Source organism: Dyella sp. 2RAB6, assembly GCF_052115385.1.
In the GTDB taxonomy this organism is placed as follows: domain Bacteria; phylum Pseudomonadota; class Gammaproteobacteria; order Xanthomonadales; family Rhodanobacteraceae; genus Dyella_D.
In genome coordinates, this window is the sequence record NZ_JBFRGP010000008.1 from 1 (window position 1) to 26125 (window position 26125).

Genomic DNA, 26125 nt, shown 5'->3' on the forward strand with positions numbered 1-26125 from the left:
TTGGCTGAGCTGGTCGACGAACGCGAGAACATCGACGCACAACGCCTGCCGATCATGCTGGAAGGCATCAGCGCGTTTATCGATATGGGCGCACGCTGCGCCACGCAGGCGCATGAGCGGATGCAGTGGCAGCAGATACAGGATGAAACACCACAACGACCGGCGTAGGTTGGGGTGAGCAAAGCGACTGCGAAGGCAGGATGCCGTAGCGAACATCCGCGTAGCGGATGGCCCGAAGGGCGGGCTGCTGATGCAGCCCGTAACCCCAACGCTGCGATGCGTTTGGACGTGGCCATGTTGGGGTTTGCCTGCGGCTCACCCCAACCTACGCTTCCTCGTCATTCCGGCGCAGGCCGGAATGACGGAGGGGAAGGGCGCCTTACTGCTGCACGGAGCACATCTTGCCAACGCCCTTCAACGGATCGCTGAAAGCCGCATTCGAGCAATCGACCGACTGGCCCACGCCGACTTCCCGGTAATGCCAGACCCCGCGCGCCCCATAAGCCACCAGGCCCGTACCCTGCGCGACCTTGCAGCTGGCGCCCTCTTTGGCGCAAACAGCAAAGCCGCTCGGTGCATTACCCGTCCCCCTGGGCGCGAGCACGCTGATGGCAGCCTGGGTAAACAGCAGCGTCCCGAATCCATTGTTGTCCGCATACGGCGTGCGTCCTTCCGGACGGTTTTTTTCCGCCACCTGCTGCGTATACGGCGCGGAGATGTCCTTGCGGCGCGCATAGTGGTTGTAAACCATCTCGTACACGGGACGGAAAGCCCCGCGGGTCTGGCTGGAAATAACGCTGTGGGGATACTTGCCGGTGGTATCGACCATCGGATTGAACGGCACGTCATGGCCTAGATTGTATTCGGCGACATATTCGAAACCGGCCAGCAGGCGGTTGTCATACGCCGAATAGAGATCGAACCCCTGCGCCCATGCCGTTTCGGCTACTTCCGCAAGATTACCCACGCCAAGCTGCGTATGCGCCTGATCGCGCCCGCTCTCCTGCGTCTCGCCGAAGGTATTGATGACGTAGTGCGTGATGGCGCCATCGGACGGGCCGTTGTAGTAGTAATCGAGGGCGCGATTGAACAGGCCCCAGTCATTGGTATAGACGCCCATCGCGATCATCGCCTTCATGCAGCTGGAATCCCAGTTGCCGTTCGCGTAAGGGGCGAAATCCTTGATCACCGGATAGAAGACATTGCGGAACATTGCCTCGGACGCTGCGATGTCCTGCGCCGACCAGCCGGCCTTGCTGTAGCGGATAAGCTCCGCCGCGGCGACGAACTTGAAGCCGTTCAGTCCGGCGGCGAGCGGTGCGTCATGGCCTTCGATCGATTTCAACGTGCCCGACCAGGCATTGAGAATCTGGATCGCATTCGTGGCATAGCGCGGGTCGTCGCTCAAGGTCCACATCAGCGCCTGCTGATAAGCCGCATCGGCGTCATCGTTGAACTCGCCCATGCATAGAGCCGGCGTACCCCGCACGACCTTGGCGCAATGGCCGCCACGGACGTGATAGGTGGGAGACGAAAGACTATCGTTCTTCAATTTGAAGTAACCGCTCGCCCACGGTTCCTGCGACAGATGCGCCTTGATCCGGGCCAGGTCGCCGGCGGTGTGCATGACGCCGGGATGGACGAAGGTGGCGGCTGGGGTCGCCGCCTCGCTGGGCTGGACGCCGGCACAAGCCGTCAAGGCCACGAGCAGCGGCGCCAGGGTTCGAATGGTCAGGAATGCTTTCGGATGCATGTCGATGGCTCAAGGGGGGGGCGAGGAGGCGACACGTTGCGGTGGACCGCCGAGGGTCGTCACGGTCATGCCGGGGCGGGTGGGGGTCATTTGAGGCCAGAGGCTTGAACGCGTGGCCTCGACGTAAAGGTGACGTTTTGTCTCAGTGCACGCCCGGGTCGTACCTGGGATGATCAGGGAGGGGCTGGAACGGCGGCCTTTCGCTGCCCGGGAATTGGCGTGACTCGACTGCGCTTGCACAAGCACATCGCATGGCTGGCTTTTGCCGCCATGTGGCTGCTTGTCGCCGCGCCGCCGATCTCGCAGTGGCTGGCCTCCCCGGCAATGGCTGCGGCGTCGGACATGCCGGGCATGGCGATGCCGGATGCCGCCGTGCACTGCGACGAGCACGCGGGTCACGGAGATAGCCCTTCGCCGCTCCAGCCGCATGCGCCCGCCTGGGCGAAGTGCGGCTATTGCGATCTGCTCGGCCACAGCCCCGCGATGAGCAGCGTGGCGTGGCTGCCGGCGGCGGCCGTGCCGTCGCCGCATCGTTTGTCGCTGTTCGGGTCCGCGCCGCGCACGCCGCGGCGCCTGCTCCTGGCGGCGGCCCCGCGCGGGCCGCCGGCCGACGTCAACGCCTGATCGTCCAGGGATCGTGCCGGCGCGCTTGGCGTGCCGGCCGCGTTGCCGTCTTCCAAGGAGCTGTCATGTACGCCGTTATCTCACTCGGACGCGTTCGCGCGCGTCTGGCTTTTCCTGCTGCCGCCAGGCGCCGCCGCGCCCACGCCATGGCCCTGCTCGCGGCATGCAGCGCGGCGCCGGCCACGCGCGCTGCCGACACGCCGCAAACCCTGCCGCCGGTGGTGGTCACCGCGCCGATGCAGACCGATCCGCTCACCGTAGTGACCGATCCCAAGGCACCGCGCCAACCGGTGCCCGCCAGCGATGGCGCGGATTTCCTCAAGAGCATCCCCGGCTTCTCCAGCATCCGCAAAGGCGGTAGCAACGGCGATCCGCTGCTGCGCGGCATGGCCGGTTCGCGCCTCAATATCCAGATCGACGGCGGGCAGATCGGTGGCGGTTGTCCGTCGCGCATGGACCCGCCCACCGCGTATATCTCGCCGCAGCTGTTCGACAAGGTGACGGTGATCAAGGGGCCGCAGACCGTGCTGTACGGGCCGGGCAATTCGGCCGGCACCGTGCTGTTCGAGCGCGAGTTCACCCGCTACGCCGCACCCAAGGCGAGCTTCCAGGGCAGCCTGCTCGGCGGTTCCGCCGGCCGCAACGATCAGTTGGCCGATGCGCGTGCGGGCACGCCTGACGGTTATGTCGAACTGCGCGCCAACCACACTCATGCGCAGGACTATCGCGATGGCGATGGTCAGCGCGTGCACGCCGCTTATGACCGGTGGAACGCGGATACGGCCATCGGCTGGACGCCGGATGACGACACCCGCCTGGAACTGACCGCGGGCAAAGGCAACGGCCATGCCGCCTACGCCTTCAGCGGCATGGACGGCGCACAGTTCCTGCGCGAAAGCGCGGCCGTGAAGCTGGAGCGCCGGCACCTGAGCGCCACCTTCGACAAGCTGGAAGCGCAGGTCTATTACAACTACGCCGACCACGTGATGGACAACTACACGCTGCGTCGGCCCGACCCCAGCAGCATGATGCCGATGGCCATGGCCAGCGACGTGGACCGGCGCACGGTGGGCGGGCGCGTTGCGGGCACCTGGATCTGGCCGGATATTTTCCAGCTCGTTGCCGGCATCGATGGTTCGATCAACACGCATACCGCACGCAATGGCGGGCCGCCCGGCAGCCCCATGGGCGATTACCGCGATCTGCCGCGCCAACGCGATGCGCGCATGCGCAGCGCCGGTGCGTTCGCCGAAGCGCGCTGGACGGTGGCGAAGGACCGGCGCGTGATCGGCGGCGTGCGCGTGGATCGGGCTTCTGCGCATGGCTATGGACTCGCACTCGCCGACGACGGCATGGGCATGGCTATGGACATGGGCGGCGGCATGGATTCCGTTGCCACGGCGAATGCGCGCCGCAGCTCCACCTTGCCCTCCGGCTTCGTGCGCTACGAACAGGATCTCGCCACCACGCCGGCCACGTTCTACGCGGGCATCGGCCACGTACAGCGCTTTCCCGATTACTGGGAGCTGTTCGGCCAGCATGCGGACAAGACGCTGGCTTCGTTCAACGGCCTGCATCCGGAAAAAACCACCCAGCTCGACATCGGCTTGCAGTACCGCACCGCGCGCCTGCAAGCCTGGGTTTCCGGCTACGCGGGTGTGGTCGACGACTTCATCCTGTTCCGCTACGGCCAGGGCATGGCCGGCGGCCGCGCTATGAATGTGCAGGCGCGTATCGCCGGCGGCGAGGCCGGCATGGTCTACGCACTGGGCAAGCGATGGAAGGTGGATGCGACGCTGGCCTACGCCTGGGGTGCCAACCGCACGGAGCATCGCCCGCTGCCGCAGATGCCGCCGCTGGAAGCACGCCTCGGCCTGACCTACGACAGCGGTACCTGGTCCGCCGGCGCGCTATGGCGGCTGGCCACCGCGCAGCGCCGCGTGGCGATAGGCGAGGGCAACCTGGTTGGCCAGGATCTCGGTGCCAGCGGGGGCTTCGGCGTGTTCTCGCTCAACGCGGGCTACCGCCTGGGCCATGGATTCACGCTCAGCGCCGGCATCGACAACCTGTTCGGCCGGACCTACGCCGAACACGTCAACGCGGCCAACGTCGAGCTGGCCGGCTACGTCAACACCGTGCGCGTGAACGAGCCGGGCCGTACCGGCTGGCTCAAGCTCGATTTCGATATCTGACCTTTCCGCGGCGGCGCGCAAGGCCGCCGCGGCCTATCATGTTCTCCTGCCTGCGAGGCACGCCTGCATGTCATCCATCCGCCATTTCCGTTCCTTCGCGCTCGCCGCCGCCGCGCTGGCCGCACCCGGCCTGGCCGGCGCCTGTTCCACCTGTGGTTGCTCGCTCAACTCCGACTGGTCCAGCCAGGGCTATGCCACCAGCCTCGGCTGGCATTTGAGCCTGCGCCAGGATTACTTCGACCAGTCGCAATTGCGCAGCGGCGGCGACAGCGTGAGCCGCTCCTCGTTCGCCTACCCCGCCGACGAAGAAGTGCAGCGCAAGACGATCAATCGGAGCAGCTTGCTCGGTGCCGACTACGGCATCTCGCGCTATTGGGGCCTGTCGCTGCAGTTGCCGTATACCGACCGCCATCACCAGACCATCGCCGAGGGCGACACCGATATCTCGACCTCCGATGCGCGAGGGATCGGCGATCTGCGCGTGCTGGCGCGCTACCAGGGGTTCAGCGATGACGCCGGCATCGGCCTGCAATTCGGTTTGAAGTTGCCCACGGGTCGCTTCAAGCAGGATTTCGCTTCAGGCCCGCAGGCCGGCGAACTGCTGGACCGTGGCCTGCAATTAGGTACGGGCACTACGGACGCACTGCTGGGCGTGTACAAGTTCGGCTACCTCACCGAATCGATCGGTTACTTCGGCCAGGCCATGGCGCAGATCGCAATGAATGCGCGCGACCATTTTCGCCCCGGCAATTCGCTCAATCTCAATCTTGGCCTGCGCTATCTCGATGCCGGCCGTTTTACGCCGCAGATCCAGTTGAACCTGCATGGCGAGCAGCGTGAAAGCGGTGTGCAGGCCGATCGGCCGAACAGCGGTGCGGTGCTGGCTTATCTGAGTCCCGGCATCGGCATCAAGATTACGCCGCGGCTGGATGCTTTCGCCTTCGTGCAATTGCCGGTGTACCAGCACGTCAATGGCTTGCAGCTGGAGCCGCGCCGCTTGTGGTCGCTGGGCATGCAGTACCGGCTTTGAAGGCAGCGGCGGCTGAGTCCATCGGACGGGTGATGATTTCTTTACGGGTGATTTATCTCGCTCCGCGGGCGAGTTTGAAAATCGCATTCCGATGCGCCGAGGCTTACGGCGAGCATTCGTTTTTCGCATCGAAACTTGCGCAGGACTGACATTATCGAGAGTTAGAAGAAAGCATTTCAAAAATCATGTTTCTGTTCGTCTAGCTGTGAAATTTTGTTGAGACATTTTTGACTTGGTCGCTCAATGACTGAGGCAGAACATGTCTCGCCGATGGACCTGGTCGGACAGCAGATCTCATGAAACGCCGCGACTTTATGAAGCTGGCCGGTGCCTCGCTCGGTGCCTCGGCCGTGCTCGGCATGCCGTTGGTCATTCGCCGGGCGCTGGGCATCGAAGCGCATCGCGGCAGCGGAACCCTTGCCGATGTCGAGCATGTGGTGATCCTGATGCAGGAGAACCGCTCGTTCGATCATTACTTCGGCACCTTGCGCGGCGTGCGCGGTTTTCGCGATCGTTTTCCGATTCCGGTCCCTGGCGGACGCCGCGTGTGGAGCCAGCAAGGTCCGGCGGGCACCGTCGAGCCGTTCCATATGGATGGCGTCGCGATGAACGCCGCGCTGATTCCGTCGATGCCGCACGAATACAAGGATGCGCAGGCGGCGTGGGGGCAGGGCAGGCTGGATCGGTGGCCTTATTTCAAGACGCCCGCGTCGATGGGTTACTACACCCGCGCCGAAGCGCCGTTCCAGTACGCGCTGGCCGATGCCTTTACCGTATGCGATGCGTATCACTGCTCGGTGATGGGCGGCACCGCACCGAACCGCATCATGTTCTGGTCCGGCTCCAACAGCGATCCGCAGTTGCGCGCGCAGGGCGGCTTCGCCGACGACCGCAGCGCTGCGGTCACCAATCTGCGCAGCCGTGTCTCGGGTGCGCTGCCGTCGCCAGGCTATATCTATCCCGGTGAGGCGCTGCCGTGGCGCACCTTGCCCGAGTTGCTGGAAGCGGCCGGCGTTTCCTGGAAGATCTACCAGAACCCGAACGACAACTGGGATGGCCTGATGCATGGCGGCCTGGCCTTCGACGGCTTCCGTTCGGCGCATCCGGCTTCGCCGATCTATGCCAAGGGCATGTCGCATCATTCGCTGGATGCACTGGCCGACGATGTCATGCGCAACGCGCTGCCATCGGTGAGTTGGATCCTGCCGTCGCGAATGGAGTCCGAGCATCCGGGCGCGCCCTCCAGCGCGATGCGCGGCGCGCACTTCGTGGAACGCGCCCTGCAGGCGCTGACTGCGAATCCGGCGAGCTGGAGCCGCACCGCGCTGTTCATCACCTTCGACGAGAACGACGGCCTGTTCGACCACATGCCGCCGCCGGCGATTCCGTCGGTGGATCGCCACGGCAACGCGGCGGGCGCCTCGACCGTGTCGCTCGACGGCATGTATTTCAAGGACGATGCGGGCCGCTATCTGCATGCCGAGGATCATCATCGCGGCGATCTGCGCGTGATCGGCCTTGGCCCGCGCGTGCCCACCTACGTGGTGTCGCCGTGGAGCCGCGGCGGCTGGGTCAATTCGCAGGTGTTCGATCACACCTCGGTGGCGATGTTCCTGGAGCGGCGCTTCGGTATCCACGTGGATGCGATCAGCCCCTGGCACCGTGCCGTCTGCGGCGACCTGACCTCGGCCTTCGACTTCGCCCAGCCCGATGCCTTCGAGCTGCCGCGCCTGCCGGCCACGGCCGCGTACGAGGACGTCGAGCGCCGCGGCAGCGCACTGCCGGCCGCCGCACCGCCCAGCCCGGCCGCGCAGCGGCAGCAGGAGCCCGGCACGCGTCCTTCCCGTGCGCTGCCGTACCAGCCGTCGGTGTCGCTGGCGCACGCGCCTGGCGGTGCCTTGACGCTCACGCTGGGCAACCGCGGTGCGCAAGGCGTGGTGCTGCAGGTGTACGACAAGCTGCATCTGGATCGGCCGCCGCGCCGCTACACCGTCGAAGCCGGCAAGGAGCTGGTGGACACGGCCTGGTATCCGCTGCGCGATGACGAGGGCAAGTTCGACCTGGAAGTATTCGGACCGAACGGCTTCTTCCGCGCGTTCAAGGGCACGGCGACGGCCGCAGGCTCGCACGACGTCGAGCTGCAGGTGCGCTACGACGCGGTGCGCGAGGAAGCGGTGCTGGAGGTGCGCAATGTTTCGCGCGAGCGCGCCAGGCTATCGGTGAAATCACTCGCGTACCGCGAAATGTCGGCGGACGAAGAGCTGTCTCCGGGCGGCGCCGGCCGCTACGCGTGGGGGTTGGCCGATAGCGGGCCCTGGTACGACTTCCTGATCGAGCGGCCCGGGATCAGCGTGCGCATGGCGGGGCGGATCGAGACGGGAAGGCATTCGACCAGCGATCCGGCCTGAGCGGACGGATCGCCAGCGGAGGAACACCGGGTGGCGGCCCCGGGATACCGCAGGGCCGCGTGCTTACGACCTGCCGTAGACGTCTTCCAGGCGGACGATATCGTCCTCGCCCAGATAACTCCCCGACTGCACCTCGATCATTTCCAGCAACACCTTGCCCGGGTTGCGCAGGCGATGGACGCTGCCCAGCGGGATATAGGTGCTCTGGTTTTCGCCGAGCAGGAACACCTTGTCGTCGCAGGTCACTTCGGCGGTGCCGGAGACCACGATCCAGTGTTCCGCGCGGTGGTGATGCTTCTGCAGGCTGAGCGCCGCGCCGGGCTTCACCACGATGCGCTTCACCTGGAAGCGCTCGCCGGCTTCCAGCGAGTCGTAGTTGCCCCAGGGGCGGTGCACCACGCGGTGCAGCGAGTGCTCGCTGCGGCCCATGGCCTTGAGATGGTCGACCACTTTCTTCACGTCCTGCGCCGCGTTGCGGTGCGCGACCAGAGTGGCGTCGGGCGTGGTGACGACGATGAGGTCGTCGACGCCTACCGTGGCCACCAGGTGGCGATCGTGCGAGCGCAGCAGCGAGTTGCGCGTGCCGATCGCCAGTGTGTCGCCTTCGAGCAGGTTGCCGTTGTCGTCCTTGGCGCCCGCCAGCCACAGCGCGGACCAGGAACCGATATCGCTCCATTCGCAGCTGACCGGCACCACGGCGGCGTTCTTGCTCTTCTCCATCACGGCGTAGTCGATGGAGTCGTCCGGCACCTTGGCGAAGTCTTCCTTGTCCAGGCGCACGAAATCGAGATCGGCCTTGGCCGACTCGAAGGCCTTGCGCGTGGCTTCGAGGATGGCCGGCGCGTGCAGGCCCAGTTCTTCCAGGTAGCGCGCGGCCTTGAACAGGAACATGCCGGAGTTCCAGTCGTAGCCGCCCTCGGCCAGATAGGTCTCGGCGGTGGCGCGGTCCGGCTTCTCGACGAACTTCTCGACACGGAAGGTGCCGCTGCCGATCGATTCGGCGCGGCGGATATAGCCGAAGCCGGTCTCGGGCCGGTCGGGGCGGATGCCGAACGTCACCAGCCAGCCCTCGCGTGCCGCCGGCAGGGCGGCCTGCACGGCCTCGACGAAGCTGGCGGTGTCGCCGACCAGGTGGTCGGCCGGCAGCACCAGCAGCAGGGCGTCCGGATCGGCCTGCAGCGCCTGCATGGCGCCCAGCGCGATGGCCGGCGCGGTGTTGCGCGGGGCCGGCTCCAGCATGATGGTGGCGCCTTCGACGGCCATGTCCAGCAGCTGGTCGGCGGCCAGGAAGCGGTGGTCGTCGCTGGCCACCACGATCGGCGGGCGCGAGTCCGGCAGGGCGATGGCGCGGGCCACGGTCTGCTGGAACAGGGTGCCTTCGCCGGTCAGCGAGAGGAACTGCTTGGGCAGGTTCTTGCGCGAGATCGGCCACAGGCGCGTGCCGCTGCCGCCGCTGAGAATGAGGGGGATCAACATCGCGTCAGGATCCTGGCGAAATAAGGGATTGCAGTACGTCTTCCAGGCCATGCTGCCACGGCGGCAGGGTGGTGCGGAACGTGGCCTGGAATTCGCGGTTGTCCAGCAGCGAATAGGACGGCCGGCGGGCCGGGGTCGGAAACTCGCTGGTGCTGATGGCGGTGACGCGGGGCGCCCGCTCGATCAGGCCGAGTGCGTGGGCGCGCTCGACGATGGCGCAGGCGAAGCCATGCCAGCTGGTGCTGCCGCCGGCGACCAGATGGTGCACGCCTTCCAGGGCGGCGCGCTGCGGCGGGGCTGCGGCCAGCCACTGTTCCAGCGCGGTCAGCGTGGCCGCGGCGATCGTCGCCGTGGTGGTCGGCGTGCCCAGCTGGTCGGCCACCACGCGCAGCTCGTCGCGTTCGGCCGCCAGGCGCAGCATGGTGCGCAGGAAGTTCTTGCCGTGCGCGGCGTAGACCCAGGCGGTGCGGAAGATCAGGTGATGCCCGCCGGCAGCGCTCACCGCCTGCTCGCCGGCCAGCTTGCTGCGGCCGTAGGCGCTCAGCGGCGCGGTCGGGGCGTCGACGGGGTAGGGCGTCGGGTTCTCGCCGTCGAATACGTAGTCGGTGGAGTAGTGGATCAGCAGCGCGTCATGCGCGGCGGCCCACTGCGCCATGGCGCCGGGCGCCTCGCCATTGATGCGCCGGGCGAGCGGTTCTTCCTGTTCGGCGCGATCGACCGCCGTGTAGGCGGCCGCGTTGATGATCACGTCCGGGCGAACCGTATCGAGCAAGGCGGTGATGCTGGCCGGATCGGCGAGATCGGCGGCCACCGTGGCCACGTTCGCCACCGTGGCGGCGTCGCGCGTGGTGGCCGTGACGTCGCCCAGCGCCGCCAGGCGGCCGCTTTCCAGGAACGTCTGCCCGAGCTGGCCCGCACCGCCGAACAGCACGATCTTCAACGCACGAACTCCGGCAGGCGCTCGATCGCGATGTCCTTCAGGAACGGCGTCTTCTCGTCCTTCTCCGACAGCAGCGGCGATTCGAGCGGCCAGTCGATGCCGATGTCGGCGTCGTTCCAGCGCACGCCGGCATCGGCCGGGCCGTCATACAGCGCGGTGCACTGATAGCTGAAGGTGGCGAATTCGGAGACCACGCAGAAGCCATGGGCGAAGCCTTCCGGAATCCAGAAGTGGCGCTTGTTCTCCGCGCTCAGCATCACGCCGACCCACTGCCCGAAATGCGGCGAGCCGCGGCGGATGTCGACGGCGACGTCGTACACCTCGCCTTCCAGCACGCTGACTAGCTTGCCCTGCGGATTCGGCCACTGGTAATGCAGCCCGCGCAGCACGCCGCGCGCGGAGCGCGAGACGTTGGTCTGCACGAATTCGCCGGTGATGCCCGCCTCGTGGAAGCGCGCCTTGTGGTAGCTCTCGTAGAAGAACCCGCGGGTGTCGCCGAACACGCGCGGTTCCAGCACCAGCGCGCCAGGCAGCGAGGTTTCCACTACTTTCATCGTACGGGTCCTTGTTCGACCATGCGCTGCAGGTATTGCCCATAGCCGGTCTTGGCCAGCGGCGCGGCCAGGCGCAGTACCTGCTCGGCGTCGATCCAGCCGTTGATGAAGGCGATCTCCTCCGGGCAGCAGACCTTCAGGCCCTGCCGGTTCTCGATCGTCTGGATGTAGTTGCCGGCTTCGGCCAGCGAATCGTGCGTGCCGGTATCCAGCCAGGCGAAGCCGCGGCCGAGCTGTTCGAGCTGCAGCGAGTCGTCTTCGAGGTAGCGGCGATTGAGATCGGTGATCTCCAGCTCGCCGCGCGGCGAGGGCTTCAGCTCGGCGGCGAAATCGCAGGCGCGATGGTCGTAGAAATACAGGCCGGTGACCGCGTAATGCGACTTCGGCTTGCCGGGCTTTTCTTCCAGCCCGATGACGCGGCCGGTGTCGTCGAATTCGGCGACGCCGTAGCGCTCCGGATCGCGCACCCAGTAGCCGAACACCGTGGCGCCATGCTCGCGCTGCGAAGCGCGGCGCAGCCGCTCGGTCAGGCCCTGGCCGTAGAAGATGTTGTCGCCCAGCACCAGGCAGCTCGGCTGGCCGCCGACGAAGTCGCGGCCGATGATGTAGGCCTGCGCCAGTCCGTCCGGCGACGGCTGCGCCGCGTATTCGATGCTGATGCCCCACTGCGAGCCGTCGCCGAGCAGGGTGCGGAACAGATGCTGCTCGTGCGGCGTGTTGATCATCAGGATCTGCCGCACGCCGGCGAGCATCAGCGTCGCCAGCGGGTAGTACACCATCGGCTTGTCGTACACCGGCAGCAACTGCTTGCTCACTGCCTGCGTGATCGGATACAGCCGCGTGCCGGAACCGCCGGCGAGGATGATGCCTTTCTGCGTAGTCATGTGCCCAGACGCTCCATTCGGTAGCTGCCGTCGAGTACTCGTTGTACCCACGGCTGATTGTCCAGGTACCAGCCGACGGTTGCCGCGATGCCGCTCTCGAAAGTCTCCTGCGGGCGCCAGTCGAGTTCGCGCTGCAGCTTGGACGAATCGATCGCGTAGCGGCGATCGTGGCCGGGGCGATCCTTCACGAACGTGATGAGGGATTCACGCGGCTTGCCGCTCGCCAGCGCGCCGTGCTGGTCGAGCAGGCCGCAGATGGTGCGCACCACCGTGATGTTTTCGCGCTCGGCATTGCCGCCGACGTTGTACGTCTCAGCCACGCGACCGCGCGCGAGCACCGCGCGGATCGCGCGGCAGTGATCGCCCACGTGCAGCCAGTCGCGGATATTGAGGCCGTCGCCGTAGACCGGCAGCGCTTCGCCGGCCAGCGCCTTCTGCACGATCAGCGGGATCAACTTCTCGGGGAACTGGAACGGGCCGTAGTTGTTCGAGCAATTGGTGGTGAGCGTGGGCAGTCCATAGGTGTGATGGAACGCACGCACCAGATGATCGGAAGCGGCCTTCGATGCGGAGTACGGCGAGTTCGGCGCATACGGCGTCGATTCGGTGAAGCTGCCTTCCGCACCCAGCGAGCCGTAGACCTCGTCGGTCGACACATGCAGGAAGCGGAACGCTTCGCGCGCCTGGCCTTCGAGCGTCAACCAGTAGTTGCGCGCGCTTTCGAGCAGGCCCAGCGTGCCGACCACATTGGTTTCGATGAAGGCCGCGGGGCCGTCGATGGAGCGGTCCACGTGCGATTCGGCGGCGAAATTGACCACCGCATGGGGACGATGCCTGGTCAGCAGGCCGGCGATCAGCTCGCGGTCGCCGATGTCGCCCTGGACGAAGACGTGCCTGGGGTCGGACTTCAGCGAGGCCAGCGTATCGAGGTTGCCGGCGTAGGTGAGCTTGTCGAGATTGATGACGGTGTGCCCGTCGGCGACGGCTTGCAGTACGAAGTTGGCACCGATGAAACCGGCGCCGCCGGTGACCAGGATCGTGGCGGGCATTTCCGAAGGGCTGCTCATTTAATCCGTCCAGATTAGGCAAATTAGGGATGATGGCTAGCGAATGGCGCCGGCTAACCCCGCATTGTACCCGACGGTAAAGTCGTTACTTCAATGGCTAATGAACCCAGGGCGCCAGTGCACGAATAATCGTGCTGGGGCTGCGGCCGGGGCTTGCGGTATTATGGTTCATTAACTACTCGATCTCAGAAACGGAGCAGTCCCGTGGGCATCAGCGATACCGCAGCGCGTGAAGCAGGTCTGGGCACACTGGCGATCCACGCCGGCCAGTCTCCCGATCCGTCGACCGGGGCGATCATGCCGCCGATCTACGCGACGTCGACTTACGTGCAGGAAAGCCCTGGCCAGCACAAAGGCTATGAGTACTCGCGCACGCAGAACCCGACCCGCATGGCTTATGAGCGCTGCGTTGCCGGTCTCGAAGCCGGTGTAGCGGGTTTTGCCTTTGCCTCCGGCCTGGCCGCGGCGGCCACCGTGCTGGATCTGCTCGACGCGGGCAGTCACGTGATCGCCATGGACGATCTCTATGGTGGCAGCTACCGCCTGTTCGAGCGTGTGCGCAGGCGTTCGTCCGGCCTGGATTTCACCTTTCTCGATCTGAACGACGAAGCCGCGCTGGCCCAGGCCGTGTGCGCCGATACGCGGATGATCTGGATCGAGACGCCGACCAACCCGCTGCTCAAGCTGGTGGACATCGCCAAGGTCGTCGCGTTCGCGCGCCAGCACAATCTGCTGGTGGTGGTCGACAACACTTTCTGCTCGCCGATGCTGCAGCGTCCGCTGACCATGGGCGCGGACCTGGTGCTGCATTCGGCCACCAAGTACCTCAACGGCCATTCGGACATGGTCGGCGGCGTGGTGGTCGCGCGCACCGAAGAGCTGGCACAGAAGATGGCGTTCGTGCAGAACTCCGTCGGCGCGGTGCAGGGGCCGTTCGACAGCTTCCTGGCGCTGCGCGGCCTGAAGACGCTGCATCTGCGCATGCGCGCGCACAACGCCAACGCGATGGCGCTGGCGCAGTGGCTGCAGGGCCGTGCGGAAGTGGAGAAGGTGATCTATCCGGGCCTGCCCAGCCATCCGCAGCACGAACTGGCCAAGCGCCAGATGCAGGGCTTCGGCGGCATGATCAGTTTCTATATCAAGGGCGGCCTGGATGCCGCGCGCCGCTTCTGCGAGCGCACGCATTACTTCGCGCTGGCCGAGTCGCTGGGCGGCGTGGAGAGCCTGGTCAACCACCCGGCGATCATGACGCACGCCTCGGTGCCGGCCGACGTACGCGCCCGCCTGGGCATCAGCGACAACCTGGTGCGGCTGAGCGTGGGCGTGGAAGACCTGGAAGACCTCCAGGCCGACCTGGCCCAGGCCCTGGCCCATGACTGAAGCCGGCACGGCCAGGCAGCGCCTGCTCGTCACCGGCGCCGGCGGCTTCGTCGGCGAGCATGTGCGCCGCGCGGTGGAAGCGGGCGAATTCGGGTCGTACGACTGGCATCCGGCGCCTGAAGGCTTCGATGTGCGCAGCCGCGAAGACGTCGATGCCTTGATTGCGCAGGTGAAGCCCGACGCGGTGCTGCACCTGGCCGCACAGAGTTTCGTGCCGCAATCGTTCAAGGACCCGGTGGGCACCTTCGAGGTCAACCTGCTGGGCACCCTGCATCTGCTGCAGGCGCTGAGCGAGGCGGGCTTCCGCGGGCGCTTCCTGTACGTGAGCTCGGGCGACGTCTACGGCCTGGTGCCGGACGAGCTGCTGCCGGTCGACGAGCGCCGCTGGCCGGAACCGCGCAACCCCTACGCGTCCAGCAAGATCGCCGCCGAGACCCTGGTGCTGCAGTGGCATCGCGCGCAGGGACTGGATGCGATGGTGGTGCGCCCGTTCAACCATATCGGGCCGGGACAGCGCAAAGACTTCGCGATTCCGGCCTTCGCGCACCAGATCGTCGATATCGCCAGCGGCCGGCAGGCGCCGGTGCTGGAAGTCGGCGACATCGACACCACCCGCGATTTCCTCGACGTGCGCGACGTGGTGCGCGGCTATGCCGCCCTGTTCGCGCAGGGCCGGGCCGGCGCCACCTATGTGCTGGGCAGTGGCGTCGAGCGTCGCATCCGCGACATGATCGGCTTCATGTGCGGGGTCTGCGGCGTCGATCCCGAGATCAGGCAGGACCCGTCCCGCCTGCGCCCCAGCGAACAGCGGCGCATGGTGGCCGATGCGGGCCTGATCCGCGCGCACACCGGCTGGTCGCCGCGCTACACCATCGAACAAACCTTACATGACGTCATCGAAGACGCGAGAGGCATTGCATGACTAAGAACACATCCGCGCTGATCACAGGGATCACCGGTCAGGACGGTGCCTATCTCGCGCAGCTCCTGTTGGCCAAGGGCTACCAGGTGCATGGCTTCCTGCCGCGGCGCAGTACCGATACCTCGTGGCGCCTGCGCGAGCTGGGTATCCAGGACGACGTGCACATGATCGAGGGCGACCTCAGCGATCTGTCTTCGCTGATCCGCGCCGTCGAAAGCTCGCGCGCGACCGAGGTGTACAACCTGGGCGCGCAGAGCTTCGTGGGCACCTCCTGGCAGCAGCCGCTGCTCACCGCGGACGTCGACGGCGTGGGCGCTCTGCGCGTGCTGGAAGCGGTGCGCATCGTCAATCGCGAGGCGCGTTTCTACCAGGCCTCGACCAGCGAGATGTTCGGCCTGATCCAGGCCGAGCGGCAGGACGAGAGCACGCCGTTCTATCCGCGCAGCCCGTACGGCGTGGCCAAGCTGATGGGCCACTGGGCCACGGTGAACTACCGCGAGAGCTACGGCATGCACGCGTCCAGCGGCATCCTGTTCAATCACGAGTCGCCGCTGCGCGGCATCGAGTTCGTCACGCGCAAGGTGGCTCATGCGGTGGCCTCGATCAAGCTGGGCCTGCAGAAGGAACTGCGCCTGGGCAATATCGACGCCAAGCGCGACTGGGGCTTTGCCGGCGATTATGTGGAAGCGATGTGGCTGATGCTGCAGCAGGCCGGCGCCGACGACTACGTCGTCGCCACCGGCAAGACCGTCAGCGTGCGCGACATGTGCGAACTGGCGTTCGGCCACGTCGGCCTGAAGTATCAGGACTATGTGGTGCAGGACGAGAAGTTCATGCGCCCCGCCGAAGTTGACGTGCTGCTCGGCAATCCGGCGAAGGCCAAGGCCAAGCTGGGCTGGGAGCCACGCACCACCTTCGAGCAGTTGATCGCGATGATGGTGGATGCGGATCTGCGTCGGCTTTCTTCGCGCTGATTCGCAAAAGGCTCCATGGGAGCCAGGCGTTCAGTGGATCTGTTGATCGTGTCTCAAAGCCGGGTTCCCTGAGGAATCCGGCTTTTTCTTGCGCGTCGCGGTTGCTGAAGGCGTCGCTGGCGCGCGAACCTATGCCGATGATTTTCGCTGCGCATGGCAGTCCTGGGTATGAGAGCGCGATTCGCGCGCCGATCGAGGACCAAGCCATGTCGCAGTTGCAGGGAAAGAAGATCGCCGTCATCGGCGCCAGCCGCGGGGTTGGCCGGGCCGTCACCCGCCGTGTATTGAACGAAGGCGCCGAGGTGCTGGCCATAGCCCGGGGCAGGGACGGGCTCTCCCAACTGCAGGCGAGCCTGCCCAAGCTCGAGGTCTTCGCCTTGGACGCGACCTCGGAGGATGCGCCCGACTCGTTGTTCGGCGTCATGACGCCGGACGTCGTCGTCATGAGCCTCGGCGCGATCCCACCGACCCGACCGGTGCAGGACCTGAGCTGGCCGGACTTCTCGGTGAACTGGAGTACGGACGTGAAGGCCTCGTTCCTGTTCTGCAAGGCCGCGCTGCAGCAGCGGCTGCCGGAGGGCGCCAGGATCATCCTGATCTCGAGCGGCGCGGCGGTTGGAGGGTCTCCGATTTCCGGCGGCTACGCAGGCGCGAAGCGCATGCAGCTCTTCCTGGCAGAATATTGCCAGCGCGAGGCCGACCGGCTTGGGCTCGATCTCGTCTTCTATGGCCTGGCTCCGGCGCGGATCATGCCGGAAACTGAGCTTGGAAAGGCCGCCGTGGAGGGATACGCGCGCTATCTCGGCATGAACGCCGCGGACTTCGTGGAAGGCATGACCGACCGCCAGTCGCCGGAAGACGTCGCGGACGCCGTGGTGAACCTGGCCGCAGGCGCGCGGCGCGAGGCATCGGCGTTCCTGGTCAACGCGCGCGGACTGGCGGCAGTGTGAGGCGATGACAGACCAAGAGCCCATCCTGGATCCGAACGACGCGCTGGACCGAGAGTCGTTCCAACGCCTGTTCGGCCCCCTCCGGCCGGGGCTGAAACTCTATTGCTATCGCATGCTCGGGTCGCTGCACGAAGCGGAAGACGCCGTGCAGGACGCCTACCTCCGGGCCTGGCGCGGGCGGTCCGGCTTCAGCGGCGCGGGGTCGCTGAAGGCCTGGCTCTACCGGATCGGGACTAACGCCTGTCTCGACGCGATCAAGCGGCGGGGCAAGGCGCGCCGCATCCTGATCGAGGATGGATCGCCTCCGTCGACCCGTCCTCCCGAGGGAGCGCCGGCGATCGAGACGGCCTGGGTGGAGCCCTTCCCCGACACCGAACTGGATCGGATTCCCGATGCGGCGCCGGGGCCGCATGCACGGATCGAAGCGATGGAATCCGTCCGGCTCGCCTTCGTCGCCGCGATCCAGGGCCTGCCGCCCCGCCAGCGGGCCGTGCTTCTGCTCTGCGATGTGCTTGGCTGGAGCGCACAGGACGTCGCGGCGCTGATCGGAGGATCGACGACTGCCGTGAACAGCGCTCTTCAGCGCGCCCGCGCGACGATGACCAGCCGAGGCTCACAGCCGGCCCCTGCACCCGGTGGCAGCGAGCTCGCAGGCAAGGATGTCGAGCTGCTGGCGCGGTACGTCAGAGCCTGGCAGGAGCGGGATCTCGACGGCTTCGTGGGCCTGCTGAAGGACGACGCCCGGTACGTCATGCCGCCGTGGCGCGAGTGGTACTTCGGACGGGACGCGATCGGACAGTTCTTCGGCGCTGTGTGGCCACGATATGGCGCGTTCCGGCTGCTGGAGACACGCGCGAACGGTCAGCCGGCATTCGCGCTGTATACCCGTGCGAGCGAGGAGCAGCCTTGGCGGGTCCATTCGCTGCAGGTCGTGGAGATCGACCAGGGCGCGATCGCCTCCATCGTCATGTTCATGGGGGAACTCGGCCGCGCCCACGTCAGCAGCTTCGGACTTCAGGCCGAGTTACCTGCCTGAACGACGTCCTCCGCTGGCCGTGGGAGCCCTTCTCTTTCGGTGCCGATTTTTTTGGACGATCAGGCGCCGGCGATTTCAGCCAACCGCCGCCGGTAGCTCATGCCCACCCGGCGATAGCCCACCTTCTCGCGCACCGTCAGGCTCGCCTTGCGGCCCAGCTCGCGGCCCAGCGCATGGTCGTCCACCAGCTGGCGCATATAGCCGGCGGCCTGCGCGACGTTCGCATCGGCCCACACCTGGCCTTCGTGCTGCGGATACTCGCCGTCCTTGACCGGGATCAGCGTGTAATCCACCAGCATCGCCGACTCCGCATCCATGAAATCCATATTGCCGGAGTAGGCGGTAGCGATCAGCGGCTTGCCCAGGTACATCGCCTCGGCCAGGCCGCGGCCGAAGCCTTCGGAGCGGTGCAGCGAGACGAAGCAGTCGCAGCAGCGGATCAGGTTCTTCACTTCGTTGTCGGTGACGGTGCGGTCGATCAGCACCACGCGGTCGCGCAGCGGCTTGATCTCTTCCTTCAGCCGCGCCAGGCCGGCCGGATTCACTTCGCTGCCGTTGAGCTTGATCACCAGGCAGCCATCGGCGTGCGGGCGGCTGGCCACCAGCTCCTGGAACGCGCGCACCACGGCTTCCGGGTTCTTGCGCGTGGCGTAGGAGCGGAAATCGAAGAAGAACAGGAAGGTGTACGCGCTTTCCGGGATACCGAAATAGCGGCGGTCCAGGAATCCGCTGAGGTCGACCTCGCAGCTCACCGGCAGGTGGCGCAGCGGCTTGCTGAGCCGGCCTTCGAGCGAGTCGGCGATGAACTTCGACGGCGCCCACACTTCGTCGAAGCGTTCCAGTGCGGGAATCCATTCGTCCGGGAAGTTCGACAACTCCCAGTTCGGATAGATGATGTTGTACGCCGACTCGAACGCGCGCATGTCCAGCGTGGCGAGCGCCTGGTCGACTTCGTTGGCGTTGAGGTGGAACACGTTCACCTGGCCGAGCTGGCCGGTGAGGGCCGGGCCGAATTCGACCGCCGCGGCGGGGTCCGGCTCGTTCATCCGGTACACGTCGAGCAGGCCGGGGCGCACCGCCACGGAACGCAGCGCGCGGTACGAGCAGCGCAGGCTTTCGCCGCAGCCGATGGGCGCGTAGGGGTGGCCGACGAGGACGAGGGGTTGGGTCATGGTGCTCATCCCAGCGAGTACTTGTTGTGGCGGGCCAGCTTGTCGGCGTCCAGCGCGTTGGCGTGCGCCTGCAGGAAGCTGTGGCCGAAGCGGCGGTCCGGTTCGAGATAGGCGCCTTCGGCCCATTCGTTCCAGGCATTGATGAAGACGATGCGCTCGTCGCCGCTGAACTGCTGCTTGGTGCGCTCCACCGTGGTTTCCAGCCAGGCCTGGAAGGTGCCCGGGGTGGCCGCGTCGAAGGTATAGCTGTTGTGCTGGCGCCGCGCCGTGTTGTCCCAGCCGGGCATCACGCCCATGAAGCGCTTGTACGGCGGCAGTTCGCGCGTGGCGTAGTTGACCGCGATGTCGCGATAGTCGGCCACCGCGCCCTGGTAGTCCGGATTGAGCTTCTGGCCCGGCAGCTCGATCGGCTCGGCCATGCCCTGCGGCGGGAATTCCACCGAGGCATCGCAGCCGAACTGCTCGGGCTTGACGCCGGAGGTGGCCAGTTCGAACGACTCCACCTGGGCGATGTAGATCTCGCCGATGCCTTCCTTGCGGCACACCTCGCGCCACAGCGCGGCGGTGCGAGCGAAATCCGGGAACAGGGTGGTGCGGTAGACCAGGATCAGCGGCTTGCCATGGATGCGGATGTAGTTGGACTGGCGGAAATAGCGCATCAGGTCGTGGATGACCGCCAGGTCGTCCTCGTCCGAATGCTGCTGCGCCATCAGCAGCTCGTGTTCCTGGCCGTCCCAGCGCCGCGTCCAGTTCTCGTTCGCCCAGCACAGGCAGAACGGGAAGTCCGGCTTGGAGCTGGCGAGCATCTGCTCGATCGGCCGCTCCAGCAGGCGGTGGCCGGCGAACCAGTAGTAGTAGAAGCAGAAGCCGCCGACGCCGTAGCGGCGCGCCAGTTCCGCCTGCTTTTCCAGCACTTCGGCCAGGCGCAGGTCGTAGTAGCCCAGGTCGGCTGGCAGGCGCGGCTGGTAGTGGCCGACGTAGTTCGGCTGCGCCTTGCTGACATTGGTCCACTCGGTGAAGCCGCGGCCCCACCACAGGTCGTTCTCCGGAATCGGATGGAACTGCGGCAGGTAGAACGCGATGGTGCGCACGGTATCGAGCGCGTCCAGCTGCTCGCGCCAGCGCGAGGTGAAGGTGTCGAGGTTTTGCGCGATACAGGTGAGCTTGTACTCGCTGGGCAGCGCCTCGGAGGTCAGGCTCAGGTGATGCAGCACCGTCGCTTCGCCGCAGTAGACGATGCGCTTGCCGTCGGCGCGCAGGCGCATGCACAGGTCGGAGTCCTCGCAGTACGCCGGCGCGTAGCGCTCGTCGAAGCCGCCCATGGCCTGGAACTCGCCGCGGCGCACCAGCAGGCAGGCGCCGCTGCAATAGTCCACGTCGCGGGTGTAGCTGTAGCGCGCCAGGTCCGGCTGGTCGTTGAGGCCGATCATTTCGGCGCTGCCGTCGCGGTGCCAGCGCGTGCCGGCCTCCTGCAGCCAGCCATTGGGGTACACGATGCGCGGGCCGGCGGCGCCGACCGTGGCGTCGCCGTCCAGGCAGCCGACCAGGGCCTTCAGCCAGCCCGGCGTGACCTGCACGTCGTTGTTGAGGAACAGCAGGTACTTGCCGCGCGCTTCGTTGGCGGCGGTATTGCAGTTGCGCAGGAAGCCGAGATTGTCCGGCTGGTTGACCACGCGCAGGTTGGCGATGGTGGCCAGGATCTTCGCGCTGTCGTCGGTCGACGCATCGTTGGCGACCAGCACTTCGAAATCCGGATCGCCCGCGCGCTGCGCGGAGGCGATCGAGGCCAGGCATTCCAGCGTGGTGACCAGGTGGTTATAGGCCGGGACCAGGATGGTCACCGTCGGCTGCGCCGCCGCGAGCGGCAGCTTCACCTTCGCCGCGGCCGCTTCGATCGACAGGCGCGCGAAGTCCAGCAGCGGGAACGAGCCCGGATGGCGCGTCGCGCGCAGCGCCTGGCTGCGTTCGGCGATGCGCTGCTTGACCGGACCGTAGTCGGCCCATTCGCGCACGCCATCGGCCTGCCACAGCGTGCCGGAGCTCTGCATCGGGCTGGGCGCCTGGTAAGCCGGCGCGGCGACCGGGCTGAACGTGGAGCTGGGCGCGTGCGTGCCCTGGTAGGCGCGCCAGCGGCGATAAGCGGCGGTATGGCTGAGCAGGGGGCCGAACGCGCGGAACAGCACGTTCTTGATCGCCAGCTTGTTGCCCATGCTGATGGGCAGGCGGCGGTAGAGGGTCTTGACGGTGGAGACGGCGCGCTGGCGCACCCGGGCTTTCAAGCTGATCATTTTCGTCCTGCCGCGCCTGAGCGGAGCGGTCACTTTCCAACTGTGCGACTGGCGCAACTGCGCCAGTTCGTCCGTGAGTGTCTGGCGCTGCTGCGTCGCCTCGCCGAGGTCGACGCGCAGCCGCTCCTGGTCGGCGCGAAAGCGCTCGTGTTCGTGGCGGAAGCGGTCCAGTTCCGCGCGCAGGCGTTCATGCTCGGCCCGCGCCTCGTTCTTCGCTTCGTACTTGGCTGCCTGCTTGACCGCTTCGATATCGATGACTGCGGCCGGCGGCGCTGCGATCACCTGCACGGATTCCTCCGCTGACGCATCCAGCCGCTCGATCAGCTCGCTGATCGCGGTGCGCAGCTCGGCCGACTCGGCCAGCGTCGCCTGCGCGGACGAATGCCCCGCGAGCAGGCCGCCGACGTCGGGCGCCACCGCCATCACGTGCGACTGGTAATCGGCCAGTTCCAGCACGCCGGTGTGCTGGCCCTGCACTTCGGCGATCAGCGTCGCCTCCAGGTCCAGGTAGGTCTGGATGTGGGTGGAGGTCAGCACGTAGCCGTGCTTGCGGAACGTCTCGCGGATCAAGGTCGCGGTATGCAGCATCTGCCGGTCGGCGGGAACGGCGACGCCGAGCAAGGTGCCGAAGGTGAGCTTGAGCGCGCGGAAGGCGAGATAGCCGACGGTCAGCGGCGCGTGGAAATGCCATTCCAGATCGAAGAAGCGCGCCTGGCCGTCGTGCCCGACGATCAGGTTGTCTGGCATGGCGTCGAACAGGTTGGCTGGCACCGGCGTATCGATCGCCAGCTGCTCCGGTGCGGGCGAGCCGGGCATGGCCTTGGCCAGCGCATGCAGCCACACGCCGAACCAGTCCGACACGTCCTGCAGGCTCCAGCCCGGCATGACCACGATCTGCTCGAAGCGCTCGCTCCAGTGCCGGCCGTTGAGATAGGTCTCTTCGGTGACCTGGTTGAGCAGCAGCCGCGACTCGATCGCGGCATCGGGGATCAGGCGCTCGCGCGAGACCCGCACACCGTCGCCGGTGCGCGTGAAGCGGCTCAGCTTCTTGTAGGCAGGGTGGCGCTGGGTCGAATACAGCTCGGCCAGCACGCCCGGTGCGAGCTGCTCGAACGTCGCGGACGCCTGGCTTTTCCCGGCGATGACCAGGAACGAATTGGCCATGTCGTCGAGCAGCCCGTTGCGGCCGAGCACGGCGAACGCGCGGCTCATGGAAAACAGCGGGGAATAGCGGATCTGCCGGTCCTTGCGCGAAGCCTGGCCGGCCAGCGAGGCGGCGTCGAACGCGTCGCCGGCGCGCAGCGCCGCCGGCAGGATCACGTTGCCCGGCAGCTTGTAGTCCGGGAACGGCATGGCGACTTCGCTGCGCGCATAGCCGGCGGCGGCGATGCGCTGCTGCAGCTCCTGCTTGCCGAACGTCACCACGCCGTCCTGGCGATAGCTGTCCTCGATGCCGGCCATGGCGCGGCCGAGGTGGTCTTCGGGGATGCCGGCGAAATACTTCAGGCCGAGCTGGTTCTCGATCGCCACGATCAGCACGCCGTCGTCGCTGAGCAGCTGGTGGGCGCGGCGCAGCGTCTCGGCGACCGGATCGTCGCCGGCGGTGTACATGCGGGCGTATTCGAGTACGCCGATCAGGGTGATCACGTCGAACTTCGCGTCGGTTTCGAGCGCGTCGAAGCGATCGTTCATTACCGTCACGCCGGGCAGGTCGCGGCAGCGCGAAGCGGCGATGGACGCACGCCGCGGGCTGCCTTCCAGCGCCAGCACCTGCGCGCCGCATTCGCCCAGATAACGGGTGATGGCGCCGCAGCCGGCGCCGATCTCCAGCACGCGCGCGCCGGCGAACAGCTTGCCGATCGGGCGCAGCAGGTTCGCGCGGTCGGCGCTCAGGTGATAGACCGACGGCCAGTCGACCTGGTGGCGCTCAAGCTCGGCGGAAAACAGCGAGACGTCGCTGCTCGAGGCAATCGCGTGGCGGATGCGCTGCTCGACTTCGTCGCCGTCGGAATAGGCGAACGGCTTGGCGGGGCGCGTCGCATGCGACCACACGCGGTGGTCCTGGTCGAGCACATAGCCGGCGCTGCGCAGCGCCTCGGCAACAGATGCGGCGGCAACAGTCATCAGGGGCTCTCCTTGGCGTCCATCTGCACGTCGAGCATGGCCAGGCCGAAAAAGCCCTTGCCGTTGACGTTCAGATGGATGGAATCGTAGCGACGGTCGTGCGGCACGACTTCGACGCCGTTATGGCTGGCAACCCCCACCGACAGGAAATAGTCGCCCGGTCCCAGGCGACAATCGAATTCGAACGTGACGTTCGCGGTGGTGCCGCGTCCGCCCAGGCGCTGGACGTCGTACTCGATCAGCTCCGAGTTGGTGCCGAACACCGTGACGCCGTCCTTGGTCTTGACGGTCAAGCCGAAGATCGGGCGCGGGATCGCATCTTGGAAGCGCACGCGCAGCATCAGCTTGAGCCGGTCCCCGGGTTCCACCGTCGACGGGTCCCAGGTGTGCGAGGACGCCATGCGGAAATCCTCGATGCACACCGTGCCGTCGCCCCAGCGGTATTCGTAGGGGTTGTAGTTCGGGCGCGTCTCGAAGCCGCCGCTGACCAGCACGCCGTCGGCATCGGCCGCCGCGTCGGCCGCGGCCGGCTCGCCGCTGGCGATGACGGCGCGCTTGGCCTTGCCGAACAGCAGGTCCAGATAGGTGTGGACCACGTCCTTCGGCTGGCCTTCCTGGTGCATCAGGCCTTCGTGCAGCAGGATCGCGCGGTCGCAATGGCTGACGATCTGCTCGGTCGAATGCGATACGAACAGGATCGAGGTGCCTGCTTCCTTGAGCGAATCCAGCCGCGCGAAACACTTGGACTGGAACTTGGCATCGCCCACCGACAAGGCTTCGTCGACGATCAGCACGTCCGGATCGACCTGCGCCTGCACCGCGAAGGCCAGGCGCACCACCATGCCGCTGGAATAGGTCTTGACCGGGCGGTTGACGAAGTCGCCGATATCGGCGAACGCCAGGATCGCGTCCATGCGCTGGTCGAGTTCCGCCGCCGACAGCCCGAGCACCGCCGCATTGAGGCGGACGTTCTCGATGCCGGTGAAATCGGGATTGAAGCCCGAGCCCAGTTCCAGCAACGCGGCCACGCGGCCGTTGACTTCGATATCGCCCGTGGTCGGCGCCAGCGTGCCGGCGATCATCTGCAGCAGGGTGGACTTGCCGGAACCGTTCTTGCCCACCACGCCGATGGTCTCGCCGCGGCGCACGCTGAAGTCGATGCCGTGCAGCGCCCAGAATTCCTTGTAGTGGCGGCGCTCGCGCAACTGGCCGGCGAGGCGCTGCGCGCCGACGCTGCCGATCACCCGCGCCGCGCGCGGATACAGCGACTGCACCAGCCGGTGCATCGGGCTTTCATAGATGTTGTAGCACTTGCTTACGCCGCTGACGCGGATGGCCAGATCAGAGGACATCGGCGAAACCCCGGCGCGTGTGCTGGAACCACCAGAAGCCGAAGGTGGCGATCAACAGGCCGCCCAGCGTGAACAGGCCGAGCATGCTCCAGTCGGGTAGCTGGCCAAGGATCAGCACTTTGCGCGATTCGCCCATCAGGAAGGTCATCGGATTCAAATAGAACAGCGAACGAAAGCTCTCCGGGATCGCCGTGACCGGATAGAACAGCGGCGACAGGAACATGGTCATCATCACCAGGTGCCCGACCAGCTGGCCGATGTCGCGCAGGTACACGCCCAGCGCCGACAGGAACCACACGATGCCCAGCACCAGCAGGACCAGCGGCACGAACACCAGCGGGATCAGCACGAAGGTCCACGGCGGCGGACCCTTCATCACGATATGCGCGACCAGCAGGATGCCCAAGCTGATGGCGGCCTGGAAAATTCCAGAACCGGCGATGACCCAGGCCTGGGTTTCCAGCGGAAATACGATTTTCTTGACCAGGTTGGGCGTGGCGGTGACCGCACTGGGCGCGCGGTTCACGCATTCGGCAAAGAAATTGAAGATCAGCATGCCGGCGAACAGCATCAGCGCGAATTCCGACGGGTCGCTGGCCGCGCCGCCCCAGCGCATCTTGAAGACCTGGCTGAACACGAAGGTGTAGATCAGCAGCATGATCAGCGGATTGAGGATGGCCCACGCCATGCCCAGCGCCGAACCGCGGTAGCGCGAGGCGATGTCCCGGCGGATCAATGAGCTGATCAGCGCCCGATGCGTCAGGAAGCTCGCGGCAATCGCCTTGGGGCTGCTGCGATGTTGCTGGCGGGAACTGTGAATGGTCGATGGCGTCATAAGTGCCTGAATAGTCTGGATTGACTTCCGGTCAAGGCCGTCATCGTGAAACCGGTAATTATACCGGCTGGCATGGGGTGAATGTAGGAAATTTGCCATGTCCGCCTGACCGTGCGGTAAATTGAGCGGTTCCGATGGAGCCCGCAGGACGGCTCCTTCGGCGA

At 66.4% G+C, this 26125-nt stretch carries 19 protein-coding genes; 9 read left to right on the plus strand and 10 right to left on the minus strand.

Features of this window, described 5'->3' with window-relative positions:
* Positions 1–379 precede the first annotated feature (379 nt).
* Positions 380–1753 (minus strand): alginate lyase family protein, encoded by a 1374-nt coding sequence (locus AB4083_RS13370; protein WP_441608409.1) that lies wholly within the window; start codon positions 1751–1753, stop codon positions 380–382.
* Between the two features lie 219 nt (positions 1754–1972).
* On the opposite strand from AB4083_RS13370, the gene AB4083_RS13375 reads away from it, so the two are divergent.
* The 4 genes from AB4083_RS13375 to AB4083_RS13390 all read left to right on the plus strand — a co-directional run bounded on the left by AB4083_RS13375 (position 1973) and on the right by AB4083_RS13390 (position 8007).
* The gene (locus AB4083_RS13375; protein ID WP_441608411.1) at positions 1973–2377 is read left to right on the plus strand and encodes a DUF2946 domain-containing protein; all 405 of its coding nucleotides are present in this window, start codon (positions 1973–1975) and stop codon (positions 2375–2377) included.
* Between the two features lie 65 nt (positions 2378–2442).
* Positions 2443–4569 (plus strand): TonB-dependent copper receptor, encoded by a 2127-nt coding sequence (locus tag AB4083_RS13380; protein ID WP_441608412.1) that lies wholly within the window; start codon positions 2443–2445, stop codon positions 4567–4569.
* A gap of 67 nt (positions 4570–4636) precedes the next feature.
* Complete coding sequence (locus tag AB4083_RS13385) at positions 4637–5599, plus strand: hypothetical protein (protein WP_441608414.1); 963 nt, start codon at positions 4637–4639, stop codon at positions 5597–5599.
* A gap of 296 nt (positions 5600–5895) precedes the next feature.
* Entirely contained in the window at positions 5896–8007 is a 2112-nt protein-coding gene (locus tag AB4083_RS13390) for a phosphocholine-specific phospholipase C (RefSeq protein WP_441608415.1), read from the plus strand.
* 63 nt (positions 8008–8070) lie between these two features.
* Here the strand turns inward: AB4083_RS13390 and AB4083_RS13395 are convergent, their stop codons facing one another.
* From AB4083_RS13395 to rfbB, 5 genes are read right to left on the minus strand one after another with little or no spacing between them, the layout of a single operon-like run.
* The gene (locus AB4083_RS13395) at positions 8071–9483 is read right to left on the minus strand and encodes a mannose-1-phosphate guanylyltransferase/mannose-6-phosphate isomerase (RefSeq protein WP_441608417.1); all 1413 of its coding nucleotides are present in this window, start codon (positions 9481–9483) and stop codon (positions 8071–8073) included.
* Positions 9484–9487: 4 nt separating this feature from the next.
* Positions 9488–10423, minus strand: a complete 936-nt coding sequence (gene rfbD, locus AB4083_RS13400; RefSeq protein WP_441608419.1) for a dTDP-4-dehydrorhamnose reductase — start codon at positions 10421–10423, stop codon at positions 9488–9490.
* Positions 10420–10977: a dTDP-4-dehydrorhamnose 3,5-epimerase gene (gene rfbC, locus AB4083_RS13405; RefSeq protein ID WP_441608421.1), complete on the minus strand. Its 558-nt coding sequence runs from the start codon at positions 10975–10977 to the stop codon at positions 10420–10422. The genes rfbD and rfbC overlap by 4 nt, the downstream gene beginning before the upstream one ends.
* A complete protein-coding gene (gene rfbA, locus AB4083_RS13410; protein ID WP_441608422.1) occupies positions 10974–11861 on the minus strand; it encodes a glucose-1-phosphate thymidylyltransferase RfbA in 888 nt (295 codons plus the stop codon). The genes rfbC and rfbA overlap by 4 nt, the downstream gene beginning before the upstream one ends.
* Positions 11858–12928: a dTDP-glucose 4,6-dehydratase gene (rfbB, locus tag AB4083_RS13415; RefSeq protein WP_441608424.1), complete on the minus strand. Its 1071-nt coding sequence runs from the start codon at positions 12926–12928 to the stop codon at positions 11858–11860. The genes rfbA and rfbB overlap by 4 nt, the downstream gene beginning before the upstream one ends.
* A gap of 204 nt (positions 12929–13132) precedes the next feature.
* Here rfbB and AB4083_RS13420 point away from each other — a divergent pair, with 204 nt between their 5' ends.
* From AB4083_RS13420 to AB4083_RS13440, 5 genes are all read left to right on the plus strand, one after another.
* Positions 13133–14308, plus strand: coding sequence for a cystathionine gamma-synthase (locus tag AB4083_RS13420; protein WP_441608426.1), 1176 nt, complete (start codon positions 13133–13135; stop codon positions 14306–14308).
* Positions 14301–15230 carry a GDP-mannose 4,6-dehydratase gene (locus tag AB4083_RS13425; protein ID WP_441608428.1) on the plus strand — a complete coding sequence of 310 codons (930 nt, stop codon included), beginning with the start codon at positions 14301–14303 and terminating at the stop codon, positions 15228–15230. Before AB4083_RS13420 ends, AB4083_RS13425 begins: the two co-directional genes overlap by 8 nt.
* Complete coding sequence (gene gmd, locus AB4083_RS13430; protein WP_441608430.1) at positions 15227–16204, plus strand: GDP-mannose 4,6-dehydratase; 978 nt, start codon at positions 15227–15229, stop codon at positions 16202–16204. The genes AB4083_RS13425 and gmd overlap by 4 nt, the downstream gene beginning before the upstream one ends.
* A 206-nt stretch (positions 16205–16410) precedes the next feature.
* Positions 16411–17154 carry an SDR family NAD(P)-dependent oxidoreductase gene (locus AB4083_RS13435; RefSeq protein ID WP_441608431.1) on the plus strand — a complete coding sequence of 248 codons (744 nt, stop codon included), beginning with the start codon at positions 16411–16413 and terminating at the stop codon, positions 17152–17154.
* A 4-nt stretch (positions 17155–17158) separates the two neighbouring features.
* A complete protein-coding gene (locus tag AB4083_RS13440; RefSeq protein ID WP_441608433.1) occupies positions 17159–18190 on the plus strand; it encodes an RNA polymerase subunit sigma-70 in 1032 nt (343 codons plus the stop codon).
* A gap of 59 nt (positions 18191–18249) precedes the next feature.
* On the opposite strand, the gene AB4083_RS13445 is transcribed toward AB4083_RS13440, so the two are convergent.
* From AB4083_RS13445 to AB4083_RS13460, 4 genes are read right to left on the minus strand one after another with little or no spacing between them, the layout of a single operon-like run.
* Entirely contained in the window at positions 18250–19362 is a 1113-nt protein-coding gene (locus AB4083_RS13445; RefSeq protein ID WP_441608434.1) for a glycosyltransferase family 4 protein, read from the minus strand.
* Positions 19363–19367: 5 nt separating this feature from the next.
* Positions 19368–23774: a glycoside hydrolase family 99-like domain-containing protein gene (locus AB4083_RS13450; RefSeq protein WP_441608436.1), complete on the minus strand. Its 4407-nt coding sequence runs from the start codon at positions 23772–23774 to the stop codon at positions 19368–19370.
* Positions 23774–25126, minus strand: a complete 1353-nt coding sequence (locus AB4083_RS13455) for an ABC transporter ATP-binding protein (RefSeq protein ID WP_441608438.1) — start codon at positions 25124–25126, stop codon at positions 23774–23776. The genes AB4083_RS13450 and AB4083_RS13455 overlap by 1 nt, the downstream gene beginning before the upstream one ends.
* Complete coding sequence (locus AB4083_RS13460; RefSeq protein ID WP_441608440.1) at positions 25116–25961, minus strand: ABC transporter permease; 846 nt, start codon at positions 25959–25961, stop codon at positions 25116–25118. Before AB4083_RS13460 ends, AB4083_RS13455 begins: the two co-directional genes overlap by 11 nt.
* Positions 25962–26125 lie beyond the last annotated feature (164 nt).

Bases quoted from the DNA above. Each gene is read 5' to 3' on its own strand.
- gmd (WP_441608430.1), top strand. From the start codon at position 15,227: ATGACTAAGAACACATCCGCGCTGATCACAGGGATCACCGGTCAGGAC.
- AB4083_RS13460 (WP_441608440.1), bottom strand. From the start codon at position 25,961: ATGACGCCATCGACCATTCACAGTTCCCGCCAGCAACATCGCAGCAGC.
- AB4083_RS13370 (WP_441608409.1), bottom strand. From the start codon at position 1,753: ATGCATCCGAAAGCATTCCTGACCATTCGAACCCTGGCGCCGCTGCTC.
- AB4083_RS13445 (WP_441608434.1), bottom strand. From the start codon at position 19,362: ATGACCCAACCCCTCGTCCTCGTCGGCCACCCCTACGCGCCCATCGGC.
- AB4083_RS13425 (WP_441608428.1), top strand. From the start codon at position 14,301: ATGACTGAAGCCGGCACGGCCAGGCAGCGCCTGCTCGTCACCGGCGCC.
- AB4083_RS13450 (WP_441608436.1), bottom strand. From the start codon at position 23,774: ATGACTGTTGCCGCCGCATCTGTTGCCGAGGCGCTGCGCAGCGCCGGC.
- AB4083_RS13395 (WP_441608417.1), bottom strand. From the start codon at position 9,483: ATGTTGATCCCCCTCATTCTCAGCGGCGGCAGCGGCACGCGCCTGTGG.
- AB4083_RS13385 (WP_441608414.1), top strand. From the start codon at position 4,637: ATGTCATCCATCCGCCATTTCCGTTCCTTCGCGCTCGCCGCCGCCGCG.
- AB4083_RS13390 (WP_441608415.1), top strand. From the start codon at position 5,896: ATGAAACGCCGCGACTTTATGAAGCTGGCCGGTGCCTCGCTCGGTGCC.
- rfbB (WP_441608424.1), bottom strand. From the start codon at position 12,928: ATGAGCAGCCCTTCGGAAATGCCCGCCACGATCCTGGTCACCGGCGGC.
- AB4083_RS13455 (WP_441608438.1), bottom strand. From the start codon at position 25,126: ATGTCCTCTGATCTGGCCATCCGCGTCAGCGGCGTAAGCAAGTGCTAC.
- AB4083_RS13435 (WP_441608431.1), top strand. From the start codon at position 16,411: ATGTCGCAGTTGCAGGGAAAGAAGATCGCCGTCATCGGCGCCAGCCGC.
- rfbA (WP_441608422.1), bottom strand. From the start codon at position 11,861: ATGACTACGCAGAAAGGCATCATCCTCGCCGGCGGTTCCGGCACGCGG.
- AB4083_RS13440 (WP_441608433.1), top strand. From the start codon at position 17,159: ATGACAGACCAAGAGCCCATCCTGGATCCGAACGACGCGCTGGACCGA.
- rfbC (WP_441608421.1), bottom strand. From the start codon at position 10,977: ATGAAAGTAGTGGAAACCTCGCTGCCTGGCGCGCTGGTGCTGGAACCG.
- AB4083_RS13380 (WP_441608412.1), top strand. From the start codon at position 2,443: ATGTACGCCGTTATCTCACTCGGACGCGTTCGCGCGCGTCTGGCTTTT.